This window comes from Shewanella sp. ISTPL2, assembly GCF_013283205.1.
Classification (GTDB): domain Bacteria; phylum Pseudomonadota; class Gammaproteobacteria; order Enterobacterales; family Shewanellaceae; genus Shewanella; species Shewanella oncorhynchi.
Genome location: NZ_JAAPAV010000001.1, coordinates 2,761,046 through 2,784,445, shown reverse-complemented (window position 1 = coordinate 2,784,445; position 23,400 = coordinate 2,761,046). Strand labels below are relative to the sequence as shown.

17 protein-coding genes are annotated in these 23,400 nt (G+C 43.9%); 6 read left to right on the top strand and 11 right to left on the bottom strand.

The features are described from left to right. The first annotated feature begins 213 nt into the window (after nucleotides 1-213). The 3 genes from HUB64_RS12230 to HUB64_RS12220 all read left to right on the top strand — a co-directional run bounded on the left by HUB64_RS12230 (nucleotide 214) and on the right by HUB64_RS12220 (nucleotide 5,415). Nucleotides 214-1,605, top strand: a complete 1,392-nt coding sequence (locus HUB64_RS12230; protein ID WP_173497075.1) for an RsmB/NOP family class I SAM-dependent RNA methyltransferase — start codon at nucleotides 214-216, stop codon at nucleotides 1,603-1,605. Nucleotides 1,606-1,893: 288 nt separating this feature from the next. Then, entirely contained in the window at nucleotides 1,894-2,055 is a 162-nt protein-coding gene (locus HUB64_RS12225) for a small highly charged protein (RefSeq protein WP_173497074.1), read from the top strand. A 237-nt stretch (nucleotides 2,056-2,292) separates the two neighbouring features. Continuing rightward, on the top strand, nucleotides 2,293-5,415 hold the full coding sequence (locus HUB64_RS12220) for an NAD(P)-binding protein (RefSeq protein WP_173497073.1): 3,123 nt from the start codon (nucleotides 2,293-2,295) through the stop codon (nucleotides 5,413-5,415). Between the two features lie 42 nt (nucleotides 5,416-5,457). Here the strand turns inward: HUB64_RS12220 and HUB64_RS23185 are convergent, their stop codons facing one another. Together HUB64_RS23185 and HUB64_RS12215 are read right to left on the bottom strand one after the other, a co-directional pair. Next, complete coding sequence (locus HUB64_RS23185) at nucleotides 5,458-5,676, bottom strand: hypothetical protein (RefSeq protein ID WP_105249756.1); 219 nt, start codon at nucleotides 5,674-5,676, stop codon at nucleotides 5,458-5,460. Nucleotides 5,677-5,857: 181 nt separating this feature from the next. Next, complete coding sequence (locus tag HUB64_RS12215) at nucleotides 5,858-7,531, bottom strand: diguanylate cyclase (RefSeq protein WP_173497072.1); 1,674 nt, start codon at nucleotides 7,529-7,531, stop codon at nucleotides 5,858-5,860. 245 nt (nucleotides 7,532-7,776) lie between these two features. On the opposite strand from HUB64_RS12215, the gene HUB64_RS12210 reads away from it, so the two are divergent. Further along, the gene (locus tag HUB64_RS12210; protein WP_105249758.1) at nucleotides 7,777-8,628 is read left to right on the top strand and encodes a DMT family transporter; all 852 of its coding nucleotides are present in this window, start codon (nucleotides 7,777-7,779) and stop codon (nucleotides 8,626-8,628) included. A gap of 62 nt (nucleotides 8,629-8,690) precedes the next feature. Here HUB64_RS12210 and HUB64_RS12205 read toward each other — a convergent pair whose 3' ends face one another. From HUB64_RS12205 to HUB64_RS12195, 3 genes are all read right to left on the bottom strand, one after another. Next, nucleotides 8,691-9,230 carry a YfaZ family outer membrane protein gene (locus HUB64_RS12205; protein WP_028760670.1) on the bottom strand — a complete coding sequence of 180 codons (540 nt, stop codon included), beginning with the start codon at nucleotides 9,228-9,230 and terminating at the stop codon, nucleotides 8,691-8,693. Between the two features lie 166 nt (nucleotides 9,231-9,396). Next, entirely contained in the window at nucleotides 9,397-9,915 is a 519-nt protein-coding gene (locus HUB64_RS12200) for a GNAT family N-acetyltransferase (RefSeq protein WP_173497071.1), read from the bottom strand. A gap of 91 nt (nucleotides 9,916-10,006) precedes the next feature. After that, nucleotides 10,007-11,377 carry a magnesium transporter gene (locus tag HUB64_RS12195; RefSeq protein WP_028760672.1) on the bottom strand — a complete coding sequence of 457 codons (1,371 nt, stop codon included), beginning with the start codon at nucleotides 11,375-11,377 and terminating at the stop codon, nucleotides 10,007-10,009. A 151-nt stretch (nucleotides 11,378-11,528) separates the two neighbouring features. Between HUB64_RS12195 and HUB64_RS12190 the strand changes: the two genes are divergently transcribed. Then, a complete protein-coding gene (locus tag HUB64_RS12190) occupies nucleotides 11,529-12,014 on the top strand; it encodes a glutathione peroxidase (RefSeq protein WP_028760673.1) in 486 nt (161 codons plus the stop codon). Nucleotides 12,015-13,031: 1,017 nt separating this feature from the next. Here HUB64_RS12190 and HUB64_RS12185 read toward each other — a convergent pair. The 5 genes from HUB64_RS12185 to HUB64_RS12165 form a co-directional block, all read right to left on the bottom strand. After that, nucleotides 13,032-14,885: a M1 family metallopeptidase gene (locus HUB64_RS12185; RefSeq protein WP_173497070.1), complete on the bottom strand. Its 1,854-nt coding sequence runs from the start codon at nucleotides 14,883-14,885 to the stop codon at nucleotides 13,032-13,034. Between the two features lie 613 nt (nucleotides 14,886-15,498). Beyond that, complete coding sequence (locus tag HUB64_RS12180; protein ID WP_113941039.1) at nucleotides 15,499-16,470, bottom strand: PstS family phosphate ABC transporter substrate-binding protein; 972 nt, start codon at nucleotides 16,468-16,470, stop codon at nucleotides 15,499-15,501. Between the two features lie 505 nt (nucleotides 16,471-16,975). Continuing rightward, nucleotides 16,976-18,274, bottom strand: a complete 1,299-nt coding sequence (phoR, locus tag HUB64_RS12175) for a phosphate regulon sensor histidine kinase PhoR (RefSeq protein ID WP_105249762.1) — start codon at nucleotides 18,272-18,274, stop codon at nucleotides 16,976-16,978. Between the two features lie 80 nt (nucleotides 18,275-18,354). Beyond that, nucleotides 18,355-19,044 (bottom strand): phosphate regulon transcriptional regulator PhoB, encoded by a 690-nt coding sequence (gene phoB / locus HUB64_RS12170; protein WP_006085167.1) that lies wholly within the window; start codon nucleotides 19,042-19,044, stop codon nucleotides 18,355-18,357. Between the two features lie 186 nt (nucleotides 19,045-19,230). Then, nucleotides 19,231-20,199, bottom strand: coding sequence for a porin (locus tag HUB64_RS12165; RefSeq protein WP_168823290.1), 969 nt, complete (start codon nucleotides 20,197-20,199; stop codon nucleotides 19,231-19,233). 291 nt (nucleotides 20,200-20,490) lie between these two features. On the opposite strand from HUB64_RS12165, the gene rdgC reads away from it, so the two are divergent. Further along, a complete protein-coding gene (gene rdgC / locus HUB64_RS12160; protein WP_113941038.1) occupies nucleotides 20,491-21,405 on the top strand; it encodes a recombination-associated protein RdgC in 915 nt (304 codons plus the stop codon). Nucleotides 21,406-21,576: 171 nt separating this feature from the next. Here the strand turns inward: rdgC and HUB64_RS12155 are convergent, their stop codons facing one another. Next, entirely contained in the window at nucleotides 21,577-23,388 is a 1,812-nt protein-coding gene (locus tag HUB64_RS12155) for a PDZ domain-containing protein (RefSeq protein WP_173497069.1), read from the bottom strand. Nucleotides 23,389-23,400: the final 12 nt, after the last annotated feature.

The window sequence follows — 23,400 nt, the reverse complement described above, 5'->3', positions numbered from 1 at the left end:
GCGATAGCCTGCAAATAACCCTTTGGTACTGAATGCACTATGAGTCTCAGTGACCCAACCACAAAAAGCCCTGCAAGTTGATACTACTTTGGGGCTTTTTTTCTGCCTGTTATCGGGCAAAACTGCTACACTCTGCGCCACTTATTTTTCCCCTCTGTTCGCTACACCTCTTACATAAGGCGCAGTCACAGAAGCATGATCTAGGCTAAATTTATGGGTAATCCAAGCAGCTTCTCTTCCGGTAAAGCATCCAACTCAAACACATCGTCAGCGTTAGATGCAGAGGCGAGCACTCCAGCGCAAAAACGTGCACTCAGTTACGCCAGTACAATTAAGCAATTATTCGATGAAATTCAAAGCAGTAAAATGCCCGCCGACCGTATTCTGGCCAACTACTTTAGAGAACATAAAAAACACGGCTCGAAGGATCGTAAAGTCATTCGTGAATCTTTGTTTAGTCTGTTTCGCTGGTGGGGTTGGTTTCAGCGATTAGGCGATCAACAAGAATCAGCGACTTATTTTGCCAGCCTAAGCGCCAGTGCCCTATTGGAAGCTCACGCTTGGCAAGATATTGCTAGCGCTTGGCATGAGTTATCACAATCGCCCATCGATTATCAGCAAGCTCAAGCACTTACTGTTGAAAGTCTCGACGACAAACTGGCACTAATGCAGCATTTATTTCCCACGGCGAAGCTTAAGCCACAGGATTTATTACCCGACTGGTTCTGGCAAGTGTGTCCTGTTGATGCTGCGCAGCAAACCCAATTAATTGAAGCTATGTCCAGTCGCCCGCCGATTTGGGGACGCGCACAGGGGATCACTAGCCAAGATGCGGCGACACAACTGCAAGCGCTCGGTATAGAAGCGAGTTATGGTCATTACTTTAGCGATGCCATCAATCTTGGCAGCAAGAGTATGAATCTTAATGAAATCGCCCTGTATAAAGACGGTAACATTGAGATCCAAGATTTGGCTTCACAGGTCATAGGGCAAATTTGCGCGCCAGAACCCGATGACCATTGGTGGGATGCCTGCAGTGGTGCTGGCGGAAAAACCCTGCAGCTGCGGTCTTTGATGTTGGCCAAGGCTGCTGATAATAAAACACCCTCTACGGGCAGCATTATATCGTCGGATATTCGCTCCAATGCCCTAGAAGAACTGACTAAACGTGCCCAAAGAGCCCACTTTAACGACATTAGCGTTGCCCGTTGGAAGAGCGATGCCCTGCCGGTACCAGCGGATCATTTCGACGGTGTGTTAGTCGATGCCCCGTGCAGTTGCACTGGCACTTGGCGACGTAATCCCGATATGCGTTGGTTGGATGGTGTTGAAGCCGTGGCCGATAAAGCCGCGTTACAGCTCGATATTTTAAGCCGTAGTAGCCGCGCAGTTAAAGCGGGCGGCATCCTCGTTTACGCCACGTGTTCCTTGTCGCCGCTCGAGAACCAAGACGTGGTGACGGCGTTTTTAAAGCAACATCCAGAGTTCACGCTCACGCCGATACGCCATCCTTTTACGGGTGAACAAACAGAAATGTTGACCGTATGGCCCTTTGAAGCGAATAGTGATGGTATGTTTGTCGCGCGTATGCTGCGCAGCAAGTAACACTAACTCATTATTTTGTATCAAAACTTGGCGCCTTTCATTCTGGGCGCCAGTTTCAATCATATAATATAATTTCCGATGATAATTACACTTATCCTTTAATTATCATAAGGATAATCCACACATTCCCCATTAAAATCTCAGATTCGGCCATTTCAGTGGCAAGATATAGCCTTTGGACAAAACTTTTCACCATCAGTGATTAAATATTTCGCTTTAGCTTCATCTCACCTTTGGGTAAAAAGATCGGGTGCTGCGAATGGCACAGGTATTTTTGGAATTTTGACCATGTCACACTCCTATGAATTTGACGACGATGATGCGCCATGGAGCGATAACGTCAAAGGTAAGCAAAAGAATAAACGCGTGAAACAGCGCCGCAGAGATACTAAGCGACGTTACTCGGACGATAATACAGAGGTGGATTTCTACCAAAATAAATCGAAGTAACTAAATCTAAGTACCCTTGCTCTCACGGGTTTGTTTTACAAATTCGTTCTGTGCTAAACCTGCCAAATCTGAGCAAGTTGGATAATATCCAACTTGCTACTCAACCCCGTTATCCCCTCTCAAATACTTAATCATTCCAGTGTAAAATCAATGGGCTTAATTGCTTATTTGCCCTATGCTTTTTGGGCTATAACTCCCAAATCATTGGACTTACACTGAAATTTAAGGATGAACGCCATGGAAAAACAGCGCCCCGACTTTATTTATCCCCAAGGCAGTATGTTGATGCACTCGCCCTTAGTGCTAAATAAAGCCGATATGTACGGTTTTTTTCTTAAGGGGAAACAGGAAAACCTGCAACGCTCTATCGATAAAACCCTGAATCAAGTTGCCGGCAGCGCAATGTATTTTAAGGTGCTGTCTCCCTACGTACTGACAACCTTCACTCAAATTGAAAAAGCGTATTCCGCTTATCCAGAGGACAGAGCTAAGGGCTGGATCCAAGAAACGGACATCATCACTTGGGTCATGGTCGGGCGCCAAGATAGCAGCGACAGTAAACAAATCAGCCAAGTGTATTTTCAGCCGCTACACATTTGGGTGAACGATGCCATGGCCTTAATTAATGGCAGAGAACTCTTTGGTTATCCTAAGTATTTATGTGAATACACTATGCCAGCGGTTGGCGAGCCTCTGACGCGATTATCCCTTGAGACCAAAAGTTTTTTACATTTCTCACCCGAAACCGAACTTGCCCTGCATCCATTAATTGAAGTGAATTGCGATGCCAAACCCGAGGCACAGCTTTCAACCCTTGAAGCGATAACCCAAACTTGGCAACTCTTTAAAGAACAAACCGATTTTATTCCAGAACTTGACCTGCTTGGCGAAGAGCAGCTATTTCATCTGTTATTTAAACCCGCTATCGATCAAGTATTTCTAAAACAGTTCCCCGACTCGTCAGGGCAAAAAGCCATTTATCAAGCCATCGTTGCCGCGCCAGCCCAAGTGAATAAAGTGCACAGTGTTGCCCTGCTAAAAAATGATTTTGTCGCGACCATTTTTGATAATGCCAGCTTCCCGTTAAAGGATACGCTCGGGGTCGAGATTGGTGAGCAGCACGTTTTACTCCCTTACCATGTGAACTTCGATTTTGAAGTGCCGCCCGGCGAGGTATTAGTCGATAACTCCGAAATCAAAAAACAGAAAATAGCCATTCTCGGTGGCGGTGTCGCGGCAATGACAGCAGCCTGTTATCTAACCGATAAACCCGGCTGGCAGAATCAATATGAGATTGATGTCTATCAACTCGGCTGGCGTATCGGTGGTAAAGGGGCTAGTGGCCGCAATGCCGCTATGGGACAACGCATCGAAGAACATGGTTTACACATCTGGTTTGGTTTCTATCAAAACGCGTTTGCCTTAATGCGCAAAGCGTATGAGGAATTGGATAGGCCAGCAAACGCGCCGCTTGCGACTTTTTTTGATGCCTTTAAACCGCATAACTTCATCGTCTTACAGGAAGACGTTGATGGCCGTTCTGTAAGTTGGCCAATCACTTTCCCAATGCTACCAGGCATCCCAGGTGATGGCACCGAAACCCTCACCTTCTGGAAAGTCGTTAAAGTCGCCTTTGCGTGGATCAAAGAATGGCTCAAAGACATGGATGACCTGCTCGATGCAGATGAAAAAGCCATGGGAACACCTAAAAACTGGCTCGATAGCAGCTGGTTTGAACGCTTAAAAGATAAGTTAGAGGATTCGGTCGAAGATGCCAAAGAATCACTCGACGCGCTCGGTGATAAGCTTGAATGCCATTTTAATCAAATGATTGGCCGCGAGTGCGATGAGCATGTACACAGTGAAAGTGACGATGGTTTTGTAGAATCAGCTGTCGATGCCCTGCATCAAAGACTCGTGAAACGTTTTAGCGGACATTTAGATAATAATGACGAACTGCGCCACTTATATATAGCCGCCGATCTGGGGCTCACGATCCTCAAGGGCATGTTTGCCGACGATGTATTTGAAAAAGGCTTTGACGCCATCAATGACTATGATTATCGCGAATGGTTAACCAAACACGGCGCCAGCCTTAAGTACACAGTCGACAGCGCCCCAGTGCGCGGTTTTTACGACTTAGTGTTTGCCTATGAGAAAGGCAACTTCGACAAACCTAATGTCGAAGCGGGCACAATTATCCGCGCTATGCTGCGTATTGCCCTGTGCTATCAAGGTGGCGTGATGTGGAAAATGCAGGCGGGAATGGGTGATGTTGTGTTTACACCTTTTTACGAAGTGCTCAAACGCCGCGGAGTCAATTTCCACTACTTCAATCGAGTTGATAATCTCGAATGTCACAATCAAAGTATTCAAGCGATTGAGATCACTGAGCAAGTAGCTCTGGCGCCGACTGTCACAAACTACGATCCTTTGATCGATGTGAAAGGTCTCGATTGCTGGCCGAGTACGCCCAATTATGAGCAACTTGAGCCTGAACAAGCGGCACTGCTTAAAGCCCATAATATCAATCTTGAACACTTCTGGAGCGATTGGGACAGCGTGTATGAAACTCACTTTGGCAAAGCCCTGCCGAAAAAGCGTTTAGTCAAAGGCGTAGATTTCGACAAAGTGATCTTCGGTCTATCCATAGGTTCTGTGCCCCACGTGGCGAGTGAAGTTATGGCACAAAGCCCAGCCCTCAAGCTTTGCGTTGATAAGGTGCAAACTGTCGCCACTCAAGCCTATCAACTGTGGATGAACCAAGATCTGAATGGGATAGGCTGGCCTAATTACTCTGAAGATGGCGAGGAACCCGTATTATCGGGCTTCACCGAACCCTTCGATACTTGGGCATCGATGAACCAACTACTAGACAAAGAAGATTGGCGCGGCTTAGAACCTAAAAATGCCAATTACTTTTGCTCGGCATTGCCTGTCGAGGCCTATCCACCAAGCTCGGATGTAGATTTCCAACAACGGAAAACCTTAGAAGCAAAAGCGGGCGCTATCCATCAACTCAATACCGAAATCCATAAACTTTGGCAAAATGTCGGTGATAGCTTCCCTTGGGAATGGTTACACGATGAACAAGGCCGTCAAGGAGTTGCCCGCTTCGATAGCCAATATTGGCGCGCAAATGTAGACCCATCCGAGCGTTATGTCTTATCGGTTAAAGACAGCTCGCAGTATCGCATCACGACAGATGGCACAGGGATAGATAACCTGTATATGACGGGCGATTGGATAAAGACAGGCCTTAATGCGGGCTGCGTCGAAGCGGCGACGATGGCGGGAATGCACACATCAAAAGCGATATCGGGTCATCCTGCGGTGATTAAGGGCGAAAAAGACTTCTAAGCTCGTCCTTAAATCTAGCTAAGTCGCAAACTTGGACACTGCTTAGTCCAAGCAAGATGAAGCTAATAAATCTAAGATAAAAACATAAACGGCGCAGATAAATTCTGCGCCATTTATGTTTTCTAATGTTCTAATAATACCAATCGTATTAAATATCTGTTCATTCAGCGGGAGTTCAACGCGCTTTAGACAAGGCGAAGGCTTGAAGGCATAGTGGTGCTCTGTCGAAAGCCTTAAACGCAGTATAAAGCGCGTTGCCATGTAGTAAACATCAGCCGCCCTTCGGGAGCCACACAGGCATCCCACTCCAGTGTTGCATTGACTTAAAAGGGAATAACCATTTCTGCGTCAATGCGCCTTGGATTGAAATACCTGTGAGGCTCTGAACTGATTAGCTATTTAATGTGATTGGTATAAAACGATTATTTTAAATTTTCAATAGCTAGCTTAAATGTAGCCTCACATCGACACCGCGAGTATCTGCATACTCTTGACGACGCTTATCCATACGCGATTGATATAAGTGAGTGTCAGCAGAACGCAACCACTCATGGGGATCTGCGACCTCAGTGTTTAACGACATCCCAAAACTACACTGGCAATCTTTAAAACCATGGCTTGCTAATTCTTCACCTAAGCCACTCAAAGCACTCTGTAATAACGGGATACCAGCAGAAGGCGTCACAATCACAAACTCGTCACCACTAATCCGATAAACCTTCATGTGCGCTAAGTCTGTTGCTTGCAATAACTGCACTATCAACAGCAATAATCTATCGCCTTCTTGATGGCCGAGTGTTTCATTGACACTTTTCAGACTATCGATATTCAATAGTGCTAACGCCATTGGTTGCACGACTTTATCGGCAAATCCTAATTGTGAGTTCATATATTCGTCAAAGGCATAACGATTACCGACTCGCGTTAATCCATCTAAACGTGCCTTTTCCCATGCAATCGCTAACTCTTCAATATGCGCCTTACGTTCCTCAGCAAGTAATTTCAGCTTATTCGCTAACGCTAAGGACAGTAATAACGCATCAGCCGTACCGCCCATCAGAGTCGCAAGCTCTGCATGTTCAATGAAATCGGGAGTGAGCCCCATATTTCCGGGTAAAATAATCACCGCAGGCAACAGCAAGCAAGTAAAGGCAAGAATAAAATAACGCGCAGGAGCAAAGCCTTTCATCAAACACACATTACCGCAGGTAATTGCTAAAGCAATCCATAGCATGATCAGTACAGAGGCAATAATTGCCGTATAGGACAACAGCCAAATACTGGTCGGCAGAGCCACAATACAGGCAAACATTAAATACTGACTAAGACGCCACAGCCGCGGTGAGTAACTAGGCAACTGAAGGAAGTGCTTGTAAAACATGATATTAAAAATGGGCAAACTGATAAAAAACAGATGATGCAACTCGAGGTAATGGAAATTAAATAAGTGTGCGGGCAAATGGAAAGTCAGTGCCCAGCCACCAAAGTAGGCAAATACGTAAAGGCCATAGTAGAGAAAGGCTTTATCAAGAATAGAGATATAAATCAAAATATTATATAAGGCGATAAACAATAAGCCGCCCAAACACAACAGCACTGCCATTGCGAGACGGTCAGACATAAGTTGATGATCCGCCACACTTTGCAATGCTATCTCAGGGGGAGATGAGTAATAACGGCTGCTCAGCTTCACTACCAGCCAATAATCCGTGCCCATATTCAAGGTGACCTTACGGCCATAATCGAATAAAAACTGGTATGGAGCACTGTAGCCACTGTGGGCATGTTGTACGCTGCCATCACTGCCGAGTATCCAATAATCTACGGATTCAATAATCGAATTACTTGCATCCACTACCCAGTTTGATTGACGTTGATTGACCATCACAGGTGTAATCATCCAATAATCGCCACCGGTTAAGCTGACCGAACTAGCTTCGTCGAGTTGCTCCATCCAATGGGGCACGGTTTCAAACCGCTCAGGAGGCTGTTGATCCGCTTTAGCATGGAACAAATACGGGGAGTCCAACGCAATTTCAGCGCTTAATACAGAGGGACTTAATGTCCACAAGAAAAGTAAAAAACACCCAAATAGAGTTTGTTTAAGTTTGTTCATCGGCTTATTTAGTTAAAGGGCCATAGATCATTTTTACAGCTATGAAGAAAATGCTAATGCTGTCAATCTTAGTCGATAGTTGGATTTGTAGGTTAACTTTATGGCTACATTTAGTTTTTTACAATCAGTTAGGCTAAATTAGTCGGATATACCATGCCTTATGATGCTATTTTAGTCTCAAAGTCCAAGCTGCGGCATGAAATTCAAGATACACCTTAATACTGACTTATTTTTGCTGGGATCCTATGCAGCCTCTATTGATGATTTTAGCCGCACAACTACTGATTGCCAGCGGTAACCTATTGGTTAAGTTGCTTGAAACCAATGCGCCTGTTTTTCAACTGGTACTCTACAGGCAATTATTTGCCACTCTGCTTGTACTGCCTTTTGTGTGGCACTTACAGGGTAATCTTAAACTGAGTCCTTTTTACAAAGTGCATCTCGCCCGCGCACTATTGATTGGACTGGGCAACGCCATTTTTATGCTTGCTATTCTGCATCTTCCGCTCGCAACAGTAACAGCAGTGATTTATACCTCACCCTTGTTACTGCTAGTACTATCGGCCATTTTTTTAAATGAACGTATTGGTTATCGACGCACGGTCGCAGGTCTTATCGGCTTTAGCGGCATTTTGCTTATCAGCCAACCAACAGAATTTAACCTGTACATAGGTTTAGCCTTTTTCGGTGCCATGACATCAGCGTTGAATAGTTTGATTTTAAAGGCCTATTCGACCCATGAACATCCTTTTTCCATGCTCTTTTGGTCTAATGCCTTTGCGATGATATTTCTGATACCTGCGACCTTATACGAAGGCGCCGAATTTAGTTTACCAGTGGCGCAAGTGGGGCTGACTTTGGGACTATTTTACATTGCCATGACCTATCTCATCATCCATGCCTATCGACGTGCCGATGCGAGCCAAATGGCACCAGTAGAATATACAGGATTGATTTTTGCAGCCTTGTTAGGCTGGTGGATACTCGATGAAGAACTCAGCCTAGTGATTTTAATCGGGATTGGATTAGTCATTTTCTCATCCATATTACCAAGCTACAGTGAGCTAAAGGCGAAATGGAAAAGCCGGCGAAGTTAACCTCGCCGGCTCTTTAATTCGACATCACGATCGCAATATAGCTAAATCAATAAGCCTTGTGCTTAGAAACGGAATTTACCGCCAATATACACACCATCTTCGAAAGTAAAATTGCGGGCATCATCGTATTCGAAGGCAATCTTGCGGTAACCAACATAAAGTGCCATGTTTGGCGTTATACGGTATTGCACTTTTGAGTCTAATTCATAATGACCATCAACATTGCCAAATGACAATACAGACGGTGCATAGTAAGCCGCAGCGTGCAGTGAAATATTGGGCCCCATTGATAGTGCATAACGACCACCAACAGAAACGGCACTGCCATTGGGTGAATAGTCAGACCAAAGCTGGCTTAACTGAGCACCGACCTCAAAGTGATGCACACCCGCATCATGGGTCATGTGCATTGCACCTTGAGCGATATGGCCGCCTTCATCCGCATAGATATAACCCAAAACTGCGTTAGTATCTTTGTTCAATTGCAGTTCTAACTCAGTTGAAACCACATCGTTGTTCAACCCAAGATTAAATTCTGACGCATTCACTTGCAGCGCTGCTGCACTCAATAATAAGACACTTGCTACTCTGAACTTAGCCATAAAAAAACACCTCAATAATGACTGTGGGTAATAGCCGCGGATCATACCGAATAAATAAAGAAAATCAGCCTATTTGCGTATAAAGAGGAATTATTTGCGAGGAATATACAAATGTAAAACAAGATGAAAACACATTAAGATCTAAGTCTTTTCACTTACAACACAATTAGACCACTGGGGTACGATCGCCAACTAAAGACTGCATTATCGCTTCAGCATCGACATTAACGCTTAAAGCTAAGTAATACCAACCCACAGTATTTCCCGTGCCACGGATACTCAAATAATTACGCCAAAACTGAAAACCTGCCTTCAATAAATTAGCTTGACTCGACGTGTTCTCGGCGCGAATAGTCGCATACAAAATCGACATACCTAGGGCCTTTGCCACCTCAATCCGTTTTTGCGTTAAACCTTGAGCTATGCCTTGACGCCGATAATAGGGAGACACCACCAGATAACCCAGTTCACCGACAGTGCATTTACCAACAGTGCCTTTACCAGCTTTTATCGCGGCGCAACCGACTATCTCACCCTCGATAGTTTTCGCTAAGATCACCGCACGGGAATGGAAAAAGACCTGATGATCCAACGGATGAGCATTATCATCACGCCCATCAATTAATTGTGCCGCCAGCGCTAATTCTTCCGGCTTTTTACCTATAACAAACTGAATGTTATTCATATCCAGATTAAACCGTTAATGTTCCCAACATACGGTGAATGCACACCAAATTGCCGTGCATTCATCTTCCAAACTCACCCAAGAACCCACGCTACAGATATAACAACGTCGCCATACCTAAGAAAGTAAAGAAACCCACCACATCGGTCACAGTCGTTAAGATCACTGAACCCGATAACGCCGCGTCTTGATTAAACTTCTGTAACACCATAGGCACTATCACCCCAGCAATAGCGGCAACGGCCATATTAATCAATATCGCACAGCCAATCACTATACCTATCGTCGCTTCACCGAACCACCAGCCAGAGACTAAACCTATCACTATCGCCCACAAAAATCCGTTAACTATGCCAATGCCGAGTTCGTTTTTCATTAGCGAAAACAAGTTACCCGCCGAAATCTGTCCCATGGCCATGCCGCGGATCATTAGCGTTAGAGATTGGCTCCCCGCGATGCCGCCCATAGAAGCGACAATCGGCATCAACACCGCTAATGCAACCACTTGCGATAGGACATTTTCAAATAAACCAATGGTCGCTGAGGCAAGGAAAGCCGTCAGTAAATTGATCCCAAGCCATACAGCACGGCGCTGAGCACCTTTCATAATAGGGGCGAACAAGTCGTCGGATTCATCCATACCCGCTGTTGCCATCAACTGCGCCTCATAATGCTCACGCACTAATGCCGTTGCGGTTCGTAGCGTCACACGACCGATTAACTCTCCGGACTCATCAATCACAGGCAATTCAATTTCGCGGCTGTGCTCTATCGCTTCGGCCGCTTCCAAAAGACTCGTATCGGCGGATAACGCACGGCAGTCCTCAGACAAAAGTGAAATCAATAACTCATCGGGATTATGTTTAAAAATATCATAACGACGAACAGTACCTTGATACTTATCCAGATCATCCACGATAAACAAATTGTCGTTACAATCGAGCTCTATACGGCGAAAGAAGCGCTGCGCTTGAGCAACTGTCGCCTTATCACTGAGCACCAACATTTGATGATCGGTATAGCGGCCGATTTCATTCTCAGAGTATTGATCGTAGAGTTCGAATCGTTGTCGCTGACGCTCGCCCATCTGGGCCAAGGCACGATCGGTAAAACTTTCAGGAAGATAATCACTCCACTCAATTAAATCTTCAGGGCTTAATTGCGCAAATAACAGATCCACTTCATTGTCAGGCATCCGCTTCAGGATCCCCATGCGTGGATCGGCACGCATTAGGCTCAGCACAGTCACTCTGTCAGCAAATTCAACTTGCTGCCAACGCTCATAACGCTCATCCAAGGGCAAGGACTCAAGCGCTAAGGCTATGGTTCCAGGTTCTGAGTCATTCAGAATTTCACTAAACACTTCAGCCTGTTCTTCGCCTTCAACTTCAGTGAGTTGTTGAACTACTTGCCCCACATCCGCTTGCATGTTTGTTTCGTATTCTGCGTCATTTTCTATCACACAGATGCCCTTTTCTTTAGCCACAAAATTGCTGTAACTATATTGATAATTAAGTAAATTAGCAAACCCACAAAATAAATTGCGCGCAATTATATTGCTGAAAATTATTTTAAGGTTTATGCTGTTTAGCTAAGATCCTACGGAGGTGAACATGACTACGAATATATACAGCCAATCAGCAACAGACATTCAAGGCAACGCGGTAAGTTTAGAGCAGTATCGAGGCAAAGTACTCTTAATCGTCAACACCGCAAGTGAATGTGGATTTACACCGCAATACAAAGGATTAGAAACGCTATATCAAGAATACAAAGATAAAGGATTAGTGATTTTGGGCTTTCCTTGCAATCAATTTGGCGCCCAAGAAAAAGCCGATGAACAAGGCATTCAAGCCTTTTGTGAATTGAATTTTGGCGTGACGTTTCCGCTATTTTCTAAAATAGAAGTGAATGGCGAACATACCCATCCACTTTATCAATACCTTAAAAAAGCCGCTCCCGGCGTATTAGGCACTCAAGGTATCAAATGGAATTTCACTAAATTTTTAGTTAATCGCCAAGGCGAAGCAATCGAAAGATTTGCATCAACGACAAAACCCGAAGCATTAGAAAGTAAAATTGCTGCTTTGCTAAAATAATTTAATCACTATCTATTTGAAATCTTGCAGTTTATAAAAATTTAGATTTATTTTAATTTTTTTATGGAACTTTAACCGTACAAGGCCCCTCAAATGTATTGAACAGTGAATGTCTTTTTCATGTTCATCATCTCCCTGGGGCTTCTAGCGCAGTCCCCTTGACCTAGGAATAGGTCATTAGGCAACCATTAGGTTGCCTTTTTTTATCCCTTTATTTTATATGTAAAATAAATGTAACAACTAAGTGTGGGCACTCAATATCTCTCAAAAACCTTTTTTGTCTTTTTTCTGATATCGGTGAACTTAATTAAAAATGGCGACTCTGAGTATAGGTAAGGATTAACGGATAAGATTAAATGCACCTTGAGAATGAAATATGTGAAGTCGCAGTTTCATGCACTCAAATGACACAGTTTCTGTTTTATCGCATTGAGTCGAATTGGTTGGTCGTTCATCATCATCTCCCTTTTGGGGCACAATAGAAAACACGCTAGCGCACTGAATTCTATTTGTATCCCGCACTGATTTCCTTGTGGCAACCTTAGGTTGCCATTTTTTTTGCTCAAATTTCAACAAGCGCTAACGCTAGCTCATAGATTAATAAATCTGGCATACGTTTAATTTTTATCCCCATGATTTTAATGTAAAACAAATGTAACACTTAAGTGTAAGCACTCAGTATTCCCCAGAAAAATGTCCCAGAAAATCTTTTTGAAACTTTTTGGGATTTTTTTTGATATCAGTGAACTTAATTAAAAATGGCGACTCTGAGTATAGGTAAGGATTAACGGATAAGATTAAATGCACCTTGAGAATGAAATATGTGAAGTCGCAGTTTCATGCACTCAAATGACACAGTTTCTGTTTTATCGCATTGAGTCGAATTAGTTGGTCGTTCATCATCATCTCCCTTTTGGGACACAATAGAAAACACGCTAGCGCATTGAATTCTATTTGTATCCCGCACTGATTTCTTTGTGGCAATCCATAGGTTGCCATTTTTTTTTACCTAAATTTTTATAAGCTGAGTGATTTGTCCAATTGAACTTGAATCGAAGGATGGTAGCCTGCACGCGCCTTTGTATAGATGTCTTTTAATTCAGAGTGATATCCCGCAATTTGTAACTCAGCATAGAGTGGCCGCACAAATTTACCGCGTCCAATACGCACTAAATAGGCACTTAATGCCGGCAACACAGGATCATAATGATTACGAATCGCGACTCGAAACCAATCACAGGCAATTTCTGCATTAGTCGATTGGGTTAATTGGAAGGTTTCATCCAGATCCATCAATTGAACTTGACTAACGACTTCTGGTAATTGGGTCAGAAAATATTGCCAATGGTGCACTCGCCAATCTTTAACACTTAATCTGCCCGCTGCTGTTCCCTGTAGAAAACACGCCAGCGCATCATCGACTTTATCTAAACTCATGGATGTTGGTCCACAATAGCCCTTAGGTAAGCCTTCACCATAAATCCACGTTAATAGTTCAGCTTCAGTGATTTTATCTGCATGTAATTGCAGTAAAGTTTGTTTTGCGTACTCGACAAACACTTCGGTGGTAATGGCTTTAAACGCAAAATGATTCACATAAGTGAGTAAAAATTTATCAAATTCTACTCGCCCTAGCCTGCGCTCTAAATCATGGACAAACATCGAAGCCTTATCATAAGTAAAACGATTAAAGGCAAGATTAGGATCGTCCTGCTGCACATTAGCGGGTAAAGTTTGCTTACCCGTAGGCAAAGACGCGATTTCTTCTTTTAAGCGACCAAACTCTATTACCCATTCTAATTCTGCCTGTTCTTTGCCGTAGACAGCCTCGACAATACGGTTAGTAAAATAGGTCGTGAAACCTTCGTTTAACCAGAGATCACGCCAAGTCGCATTACTGACCAAATTGCCCGTCCAAGAATGCGCTAACTCATGGGCAACGGTTGACACTAAGCTTTTATCGCCAGCAATGAGTGTGGGCGTTAAAAAGGCTAAACGCGGATTTTCCATTCCACCGAATGGGAAACTCGGCGGCAAGATAATCATGTCATAGCGGCCCCATACGTAAGGACCTAACAATGACTCGGCAACGTCGAGCATATTTTCAGTATCTTCAAACTCTTTTGCGGCGGCCGCTAGCAGGCTCGGCTCGGTATACACGCCGCATCTTGGACCTATCGCTTGAAAGGCAATATCACCCACAGCCAAGGCCATTAAATGGGTCGGAATAGGCTGTTCCATCTCAAAGTGAAACACACCATTAAGTGGCGTATCGGGATGATTCATCGCGCTCATAACGGCGCGCATGCCTTTGGGCACTTGCACCTTAGCATCAAAAGTGATCCGCGCCTTAGGCGTATCTTGTAATGGGATCCAACTGCGGGCATTGATCGGTTGCGATTGACTAAAGAGGTAAGGTAACTGTTTACCCGCGGTTTGCTCAGGCGCTAGCCACTGTAATCCTTGGGCAGACGGCGAAGTTTGATAGTGAATACAAACCTGCCTGCAAAGAAATGCAGGTAAAGTGATACACAATTTTTGCCCGAGTATGGGGTCAGCTTCATTAAGCACAAAGTCGAGCGGTTCTTCATCCATTTCTGTTAATGCATTCACCCCCTCTGTAGCATTAAAGCAAGTCACAGCAAGTATGGTTAGATCTCGACTATCAAGCCAAAGCTCTGTTACATCACACTCAAGAAAATCCAAGGACAGCGTCGCTTTAGCGAAAAGACGCTGCGCGTCAAAATCCACCATGACATCCAAAGAGACATGGGTCACTTGCACTTGTTCGGTATTCGCAAAAGAATGGTAATCTCGGGTTAAATCCCAAGGGGCTACATCAGCTAATGTACTCTTAGTTGGTTGCAACACTGTCGCCTCGATATTCAAGTTTTGAGCGGTATGTTCTAAATAGTGAGTTATGAGTTACCTTGCTGTAGTGACGGGCTTGATAACTTATCACTAATCATTGGGAGGTATTATCGACTGCAAATTTACTCAGAGGCAAATCGTAACTGAGCTCTAGAGCTCCTTAGGAACAAGTTTTTTGTAACAGTTCATCTTTGGGTGTAGGTACCGAGTTTGCAATAAGCTATCTCTAGCTTGCTGGATTTATCGGTAGTCACAGTAGAAGCAGCTAAAATTGAGACGTGCAAACTTGGCAAAAATCGAGTCAGCCTCTTTTTATAAAAACAAAATGCAAAATTATTTAAAATATTTCGCACTTTCCCTGAACTAATTTGATGATGCTGAGTCAGATATTATGAACCGAATCTTTGTAATGAGTTTCTTCGTTCATCATCATTCTCCTTTAGATGGTTTCTAGCGCGACCGTCCCAAGATTCCGAATTGGAATTTACAGCAACCTACTTAGGTTGCTTTTTTTATGTCTTTAATTTGGTATAAACCCGACATCATTACACATTTAAAACCACAAAAACAAAAAGGACCTCCTGGGAGGTCCTTGATTAACAAGCCATTTGACTTACAAACGAATACCTACTTGCTCTAAATCTTTAGCAACTACGCTATTAGGCACTGGCACATAGCCATCTTTCTCTACCACTTGCTGACCTTGCTTAGACAATACATAACGCAGGAATTCTTTTTCCATTGGTGCTAAGTCTTTGTTTGGTTGCTTGTTCACGTAAACGTATAAGTAACGTGATAGTGGGTAAGTACCATTAGCCGCGTTTTCAGCTGTAGCTTCGATAAACTCATTGCCTTTCTTAGCGATGGCAACAGCTTTAACACCTGCAGTTTTGTAACCGATACCTGAGTAGCCAATCGCATTCAGAGATTGAGAAACAGATTGCACAACAGAAGCTGAACCAGGTTGCTCGTTTACGTTAGCTTTAAAGTCACCTTTACAAAGCGCGTGCTCTTTAAAGTAACCGTAAGTGCCCGATACTGAGTTGCGACCGTAAAGTTGAACGTCTTTGGCAGACCAGTTACCGTCTAAGCCTAAATCGCCCCAACGTTGGATGTCACTGCTACCACATTTGTGAGTTGAAGAAAAAATGCCATCAACTTGCTCAACGCTTAAGCCTTTGATTGGGTTATCTTTGTGCACGAATACGGCTAAAGCATCGATAGCTACACGAATCGCAGTTGGCTTATAACCAAAATGCTTTTCGAACGCTTCAACTTCATTAGGCTTCATCTTACGGCTCATAGGACCGAACTGTGAAGTGCCTTCAGTCAACGCTGGTGGCGCAGTAGAAGAACCCGCCGCTTGGATCTGAATGTTGACGTTAGGGTACATTTGTTTAAATTCTTCTGCCCAAAGTGTCATCATGTTGGCTAAGGTATCTGACCCTACAGATGATAAGTTGCCAGATACACCGCTCGCTTTTTCATAAGTAGGCAGAGATGGATCAATCGATGCCATCGCAGTGGCAGAGAATACACCAGCGGCTGTTAGAGTAATCGCGCCGACAAGCTTTTTCAGTTTCATTATGTGCTCCAGTAGTAAGCTAACTAATTTGTAACTTAAGTTTCTTCAGACGCAGCCAGTATCAATCGCTACAATGACAATTCTATGTCCGTGATATGACACTTAAATGACAATGCACTATTTATCGCTTTTTTCTGTCATTAATACCAATCACATTAAATATCTAATCAGTTCAGAGCCTCACAGGCATTTCAATCCAAGGCGCATTGGCGCAGAAATGGTCATTCCCTTTTAAGTCAATGCAACACCGGAGTGGGATGCTTGTGTGGCTCCCGAAGGGCGGCTGATGTAAACGGCATGAACGCGCTTTATACTGCGTTAAAGGCTTTCGACAGAGCACCACTCTGCCTTCAAGCCTTCGCCTTGTCTAAAGCGCGTTGAATCCCCGCTGAATGAACAGATATTTAATACTATTGGTATAATAAAGACTCAATAAACCTAGAAACAAAAACAGGCCCTAATGGCCTGTTTTTATTATTTATTGTAAATATTTCACTCACACATACTATTTCTTACGTTCGATAAGATGCAAAGGGATAATAAAACTAAAAGTACTGCCTTTACCGACTTCACTGCTGATTTTAAGCTTACTGTGATGGTGGTTAAGCGCATGTTTTACTATCGCTAAACCTAAACCACTACCACCCGTTTGCCTTGAGCGCGCACTGTCTACCCGATAAAAGCGTTCCGTTAATCGACCAATATGCTGAGCCGCAATACCTTCACCCGTATCCGTTACGCTAAAGATGGCGCCCGTAGCCACACTGCACCACTGCACTGTAATTTTCCCGCCAGGTTCTGTGTAACGAATCGCATTAGAAATCAAGTTAGAACAAGCACTTCTCAGCTGCAATTCATTGCCGTGAGAATCAAGTCCAGGCTCACAATAGAAACTCAACTCATACTTATCTTGTGCCAGCGCCTTAGCTTCCTCCTTGAGTACCTCCATTAACTGCGTCATATTGACTGTGTTTTCGAGATTAATATCCGCCGCATCTTCAATTCGCGATAACATCAATAGCTGTTCGACCATAGATTGCATTCGTCGTGTCTGCTGCTGCATCAATGCTAACGGCTTGACGTTCATCGAATCAGGCTCAGCCATGCTTTGCATCATTTCGAGGTAACCCTGTAACACAGTGAGCGGCGTTTTTAATTCATGCGACACATTGGCGACAAACTCTTTACGCATGCCCTCGAGCTGACGTATACGAGTGATATCCCGCGCAATTAACAGTAGCTGCCTATCACCGTAAGCCATGATACGGATTTCAAGCAAACGCCTATCCGATACCGGCGAAGGTAACTCCAGCGGCTCTTTGTATTGTGCGGATTTAATGTAAGCAGAAAAATCAGGATGACGGATTAAATTATCGATTCGTTGACCATTATCCTGTGGCCACACAAAACCGAGAATGAGTTGCGCCAACTTGTTGCACCATAAAATATTATGTTCTGAATCAAGCACGACAGCGGCATCGGGTAACGCCTCTGCACCTTGACGGAATCGTGCCAGCAGTGCTGCCAGTTGACCGACTCGTCGACGATTCTTCCCTTGAAGGCGATAAATACCGTTAAATACACCTTCCCAACTCCCACTGCCCTGCGGCGGCGTGAGTTTCCTATCCCGCCATAACCAAAAGTTAAGCCGTGATAATTGCCGGTAATGCCAGCAAACTAACCCTAGCGTGCCGATAAAGAGTATCCAGAGAAGTTTCCCTACCAATAAACCTATTAGCGCGCAAAGCAGTAGATATAAACCTAAGCGCGTAAACAACCGATACCCTGAATAAGAGTCAGACATAAATAAACCCAAACATCAGGCTAAATAAGAGGAGCACAAGATAGCGTAAAAGCTAACTTGTGCCTAACAGTTATTCAGCACTAAATGCGTGTAGAGAAACGATAACCAGCGCCACGAACCGTTTGGATCAAGCGATCATGACCAGACTCTTCAACGGCTTTACGAAGGCGTCTGATATGCACGTCAACGGTTCTGTCTTCAACATACACATTGGTGCCCCACACATTATCGAGCAGCTGTTCACGGCTGTAAACACGCTCAGGATGGGTCATGAAAAAGTGTAATAAACGAAATTCGGTTGGGCCCATATCTAATACAGTTTCACCCACACTCACCCTGTGACTCACAGGATCGAGCATTAAGCCCTGTACATCAATGGTTTCTTCTAAACGAGTCGGTGCACTGCGACGCAATACGGCCTTAATACGTGCGACCAGCTCTTTAGGGGAAAATGGTTTAGTGATGTAATCATCGGCGCCAACTTCGAGGCCTTTGACTTTATCTTCCTCTTCACCGCGGGCGGTTAACATAATGATCGGAATTTGGCGCGTAAACTCATCTTGCTTTAAGCGTTTCGCCAATTGAATACCACTTCCGCCAGGAAACATCCAATCCAATAAAATCAGATCGGGGTAAGGCTCCTTTAGCAGCGCAATGGCCGAATCAAAATCTTCCGCCGCAGAGGTTGTAAACCCATGCTGTTCCATTACAAAAGTCAGCATCTCGCGGATGGCCAACTCGTCTTCTACTATCAATATCCTTGCAGTCATAAGTGATTTTCTGTCAGTGAATGTCAACACGGCTATTATTAGTCATTTTTATTACAGATTTATGAATAAGCACGCCGCTTGAGCCATATAGTAGTAATATTTGTCATAATAAGTTTATATAACTGTTTGTTTATAGCAATAAAAAAGGAGGCTATATGCCTCCTTAATTGAGTTTTAATGCTGGATTTAGAATTTGTGTTCTAAGCCAACACCAATGTATTTGTCATCATCTGTAGACGCTTCTAACGAACGGTTCGTGTAGAAAGCGAATAGTTTAGTTGGCTTACCTAAGCTGTAATCTGCACCTACCGACCATGAATCACCAAGTTCTTCCATATCTTGGAACTGAGCTTTTAAAGTAACAGCATCGATATCATAGGCAGCGCTTAATAGATAGCCGTTAGCACTTTCTGCAGTGACTTCAACTGGCATCGACGTTGCAGAATCAAATTTATAGGTTTGCTCTTGTTGCTGGTACATACCACCCAGTTTAATACCGGCTAACTTAGCTTGTAAGCTGGCACGAACAATCTCATATCCAGACACATCAGAGTCATAAGCAAGAGATGCATAAACGGGTGTTTTCTTCAGTTTCGCATCACCATACATGGCAGCTAAGCTAAAACCATCTTGAGCAAATTGACCTTTTACATCATTTCCTTCGGCAACATAGGTAACACCAAATACAAAATCACCAAAGGAAGGCGTAAGGTAAGTCGCCGTTTGAGCAGCGCGAACTTCACCCTTGAACAGCTTACCTAAGTCACCTGAAAGGTCGTTAAACTGATCAACATCACCTTGAGAAATTTTCAACAAGGTATCATTACGACCCACAGAGAACGAACCAAATGCGCCTTTCAAACCAACAAATTGGTTACGTGCAGTAAAGTTATCGCTTGATGCTGCACCTGTATCAACTTGATATTCCACTGTGTAGAAAGCTTCCAGCGAGCTAGACAGCGCAAAATCACCCTTCACACCAAAACGAGAAGCATTACTTTGAATAGTTGTTGTAGCATCACCTTTCTCATCATTTGATTGAGCAGTGACATTCAACTTACCATAAACAGTCAGTGGCTCAGCGGCATTAGCTGAAGCCAGAGTTGCAGAAGCTAGCGCAGAAGCAAGTAGAGTTTTACAAAAAACGTTCATCATTTAATCCTTTCGACGTTATGTTCGTCTTGGTTATTGGTTTGGAACGACCGAAAGTTTGCAATGAATGTGTTTCAATTTTATTTCAATTGTGACCATTAACGTTGGCGTGCAAAAAAGCTGACGCGAAGCCAGGCATAAAACCCAGTAAAAATGCGGGCTGCAGCTAAGCTAATTATTATGTTACAGTTTAATGAATTCTGATCCTCAGTTAAAAATCAGCTATTGAACACAGGTTTACCCCGCCCAAACTATGCCGTAAACTGCCACTTTAATTTTCAATGGGCGCCTCTTATGTGGTTTAAAAATCTTACTCTTTATCGTTTCAATAAACCTTTTGCCGTCGAAACCGAAGCGCTAGAAACTGCGTTGGCCGATTTCACTTTCTCCCCCTGCTCAAGCCAAGATGTCAGTAAATTTGGTTTCTCAAATGCGTTAGGCAAAAAAGGCAGTTCTTTGGTCCATAGCGCTGACAATCGCCATCTGATCTGCGTGACTAAAGAAGAGAAAATTCTGCCAGGCCAAGTCATCAAAGAAGCCTTAGAAGAAAAAGTGGCTCTCATTGAAGATGAAGAAAATCGTAAACTGGCGAAAAAAGAAAAAGATGCGCTAAAAGATGAAATCATCACTAGCCTACTGCCACGCGCTTTCTCGCGCCGAAGCCAAACCCACGCCTTGATTTTGCCTGAGCTAGAAATGATCCTCGTTGATAGTTCAAGTGCCACTAAGGCCGAAGAATTATTAGCGTTATTACGTAAAGCTCTCGGCAGTTTACCTGTGATCCCACTGAGCTTTAAAGCGCCAGTCGAATCCAATTTAACTGAATGGTTAAAACTTGGCAGCGCGCCATTACCCTTTGAAATGCAAGACGAAGCCGAGCTCAAATCTGAAGCTGATGAAGGCGGAATTGTGCGCTTTAAGCAGCAGGATTTGAAAGAAGACGAAGTGTTAGCTCACTTAGCAACAGGTAAGCAAGTACACAAGTTAGCGCTGCATTTCGGCCAATCGATTGCACTATTATTGCAATCAGATGCCAGCGTGAAGCGCCTTAAATTCTCTGAAGAATTTAGAGCAGGGAACGATGAAGTCGGCACTGACGATCCTATGGCTCGTTTAGATGCAGACTTTGCCCTAATGGGCAGCGAGTTAGTCGCCTTAATGCATGCACTCGTGGCCGCCCTTGGTGGACTCGAAGACGCACAAGTTTAAGCAGAAATCGTTAAGCAGACGAGATCTGCAATTCGCTTGTTAGACTGAGCCGAACAAGATAAGAAAAGGCGCCCCCATCAAAATAATGGTTGCGCCTTTTTTATGACGATTTTACTTTAAGTGGCTTTAAGACAAAGGCATTTAGATGCTAAATATGAAGTCCTAACCACATTAAGCTTTAGTCGCTAACTCGCCTTTATTGTCAAACGGCCAATCAATGCCTAACCAAGTCTTGAAGAAAGCTTTTTGCTGTTTAGTCGCTTTTGCATCCCCCTTGAGCACTAGCTTACCGCTTTGCTGCTCGCCAAGGATGAGCTGTACTTGCTTGATTTTATCGTTGCTAAATAATATCACCTCTACACTATCGCCAACCTTAAAGTCTTTGATGCGCTTATAGAAACCCGCAGCAGTCACCTTGAGACCATTAATCGCTAATACTTCATCCCCCGCAACTATACCCGCTTGCCAAGCAGGACCATTACGCAACACTTGGTCTAACACTAAAGAGCCATGGGTACTGCTCAAGGTCATTCCCGCAAATGCCTCAGCTTTTGAATCTTTACCATAGGACAGATTTAACCCTGCCTGTGATAATAATTCTGGGAAATCTAAACTCATGGGACTATTCACATTGGCTTGCCACCAAGGTGCATAATCTTTGCCGGATAAGTCTTTAAGAATGTACTGAACATCACTAACACCATAGCCTTTTGGTACGCGATGTTCTTGATATAAACGACGGTGCACATCGCGATATGAATACTTAAGCTCGGAATCTTGCAGCAATGAAAAATCTAAGGCTAAAGAGGTTAAGTAGCCTTCTGAGTAAATATTTACACTGTGGTTAATGGCATAATCGCCACCGATACTGCTCCACTCCCCTGCACTCGCCTCTGCCACAGATTGAGTTTCACGACCCGGATTGAGTTGGTTTTTCTCGACGCGCTTGGCTAAATCTTCGAGGAACTCTTTAACTGTTATCACTCCAGCCCGCAACAGCAACTGATCTTGAAAATAACTGGTAGAACCTTCAGCCATCCACAGTAATTCCGTCATATTTTCATGTTGATAATCATAGGGAACTAATCCCTCGGGGCGATAAGCCTTCACGTTCCAGGTATGGATAAACTCATGGGATGCAGTGCTAATAAAGCGCAGGTAGTCCTTGCGTTCACGGAAACTAAAGCGCGGCAGCTGAATGACAGTAGAGTTTAAATGTTCTGTCGCGCCACTGGCACCACTCGTTGCATGCACCATATACACGTAACGATCAAAAGGATAATCATCCCAAATCACCTTAGCTTGACCGCTTAAGGCTTTAAGATCTTTTACTATTTTATCCGTGTCATAGTTACCTTCCCCCCAAAACACCAATTCATAGTTTTTACCATTAGCACTAAATTGTTTATGGGTACTCACACCAGTTTCAATCGGGGAGTCGATCAACACATCATAATTAGGGGCAATAAAGGAATGAGCGGCCTTACCCGATGACATCCCAGAGTAACTTTGCCAATTTTTAGGTACTTTTAATTCTACGGATATTGGTTCAGAGCGAAATTGCGGACTGTACATGAACACACCGCTAGCATCTAAATAGGCATGGCTCGCGTCAATATGGCGCACCCTTTGGCCTAATTCATTAGCATACAATTGATAACTGACGGTAACACGGGTTGGCTGCGTGAGCGCCACTTGCCATTCACCGCTCGCGGTGCGCTTCCACTGCAGTTCATGACCTTGACTATCTTTAGCACTAAATAAGCGCACACCATCGGCCAAAGGCAATACTTGATATTTGCCCGTCCGCCACACAGGGAGATTCACCGTAAAATCGTTCGTCTTCACTTCAGGAAAAGTGACACTCACTTGGGCAATATGGTGTTCGGGTTTAATAAGGTCGATTTGGTATTTCACATCGGCCAATACTTGACCCGAAAATAATGCGCTCAATATCAAGATTGATAGTCTGTTGGGTTTCACTCTTGCTTCCTT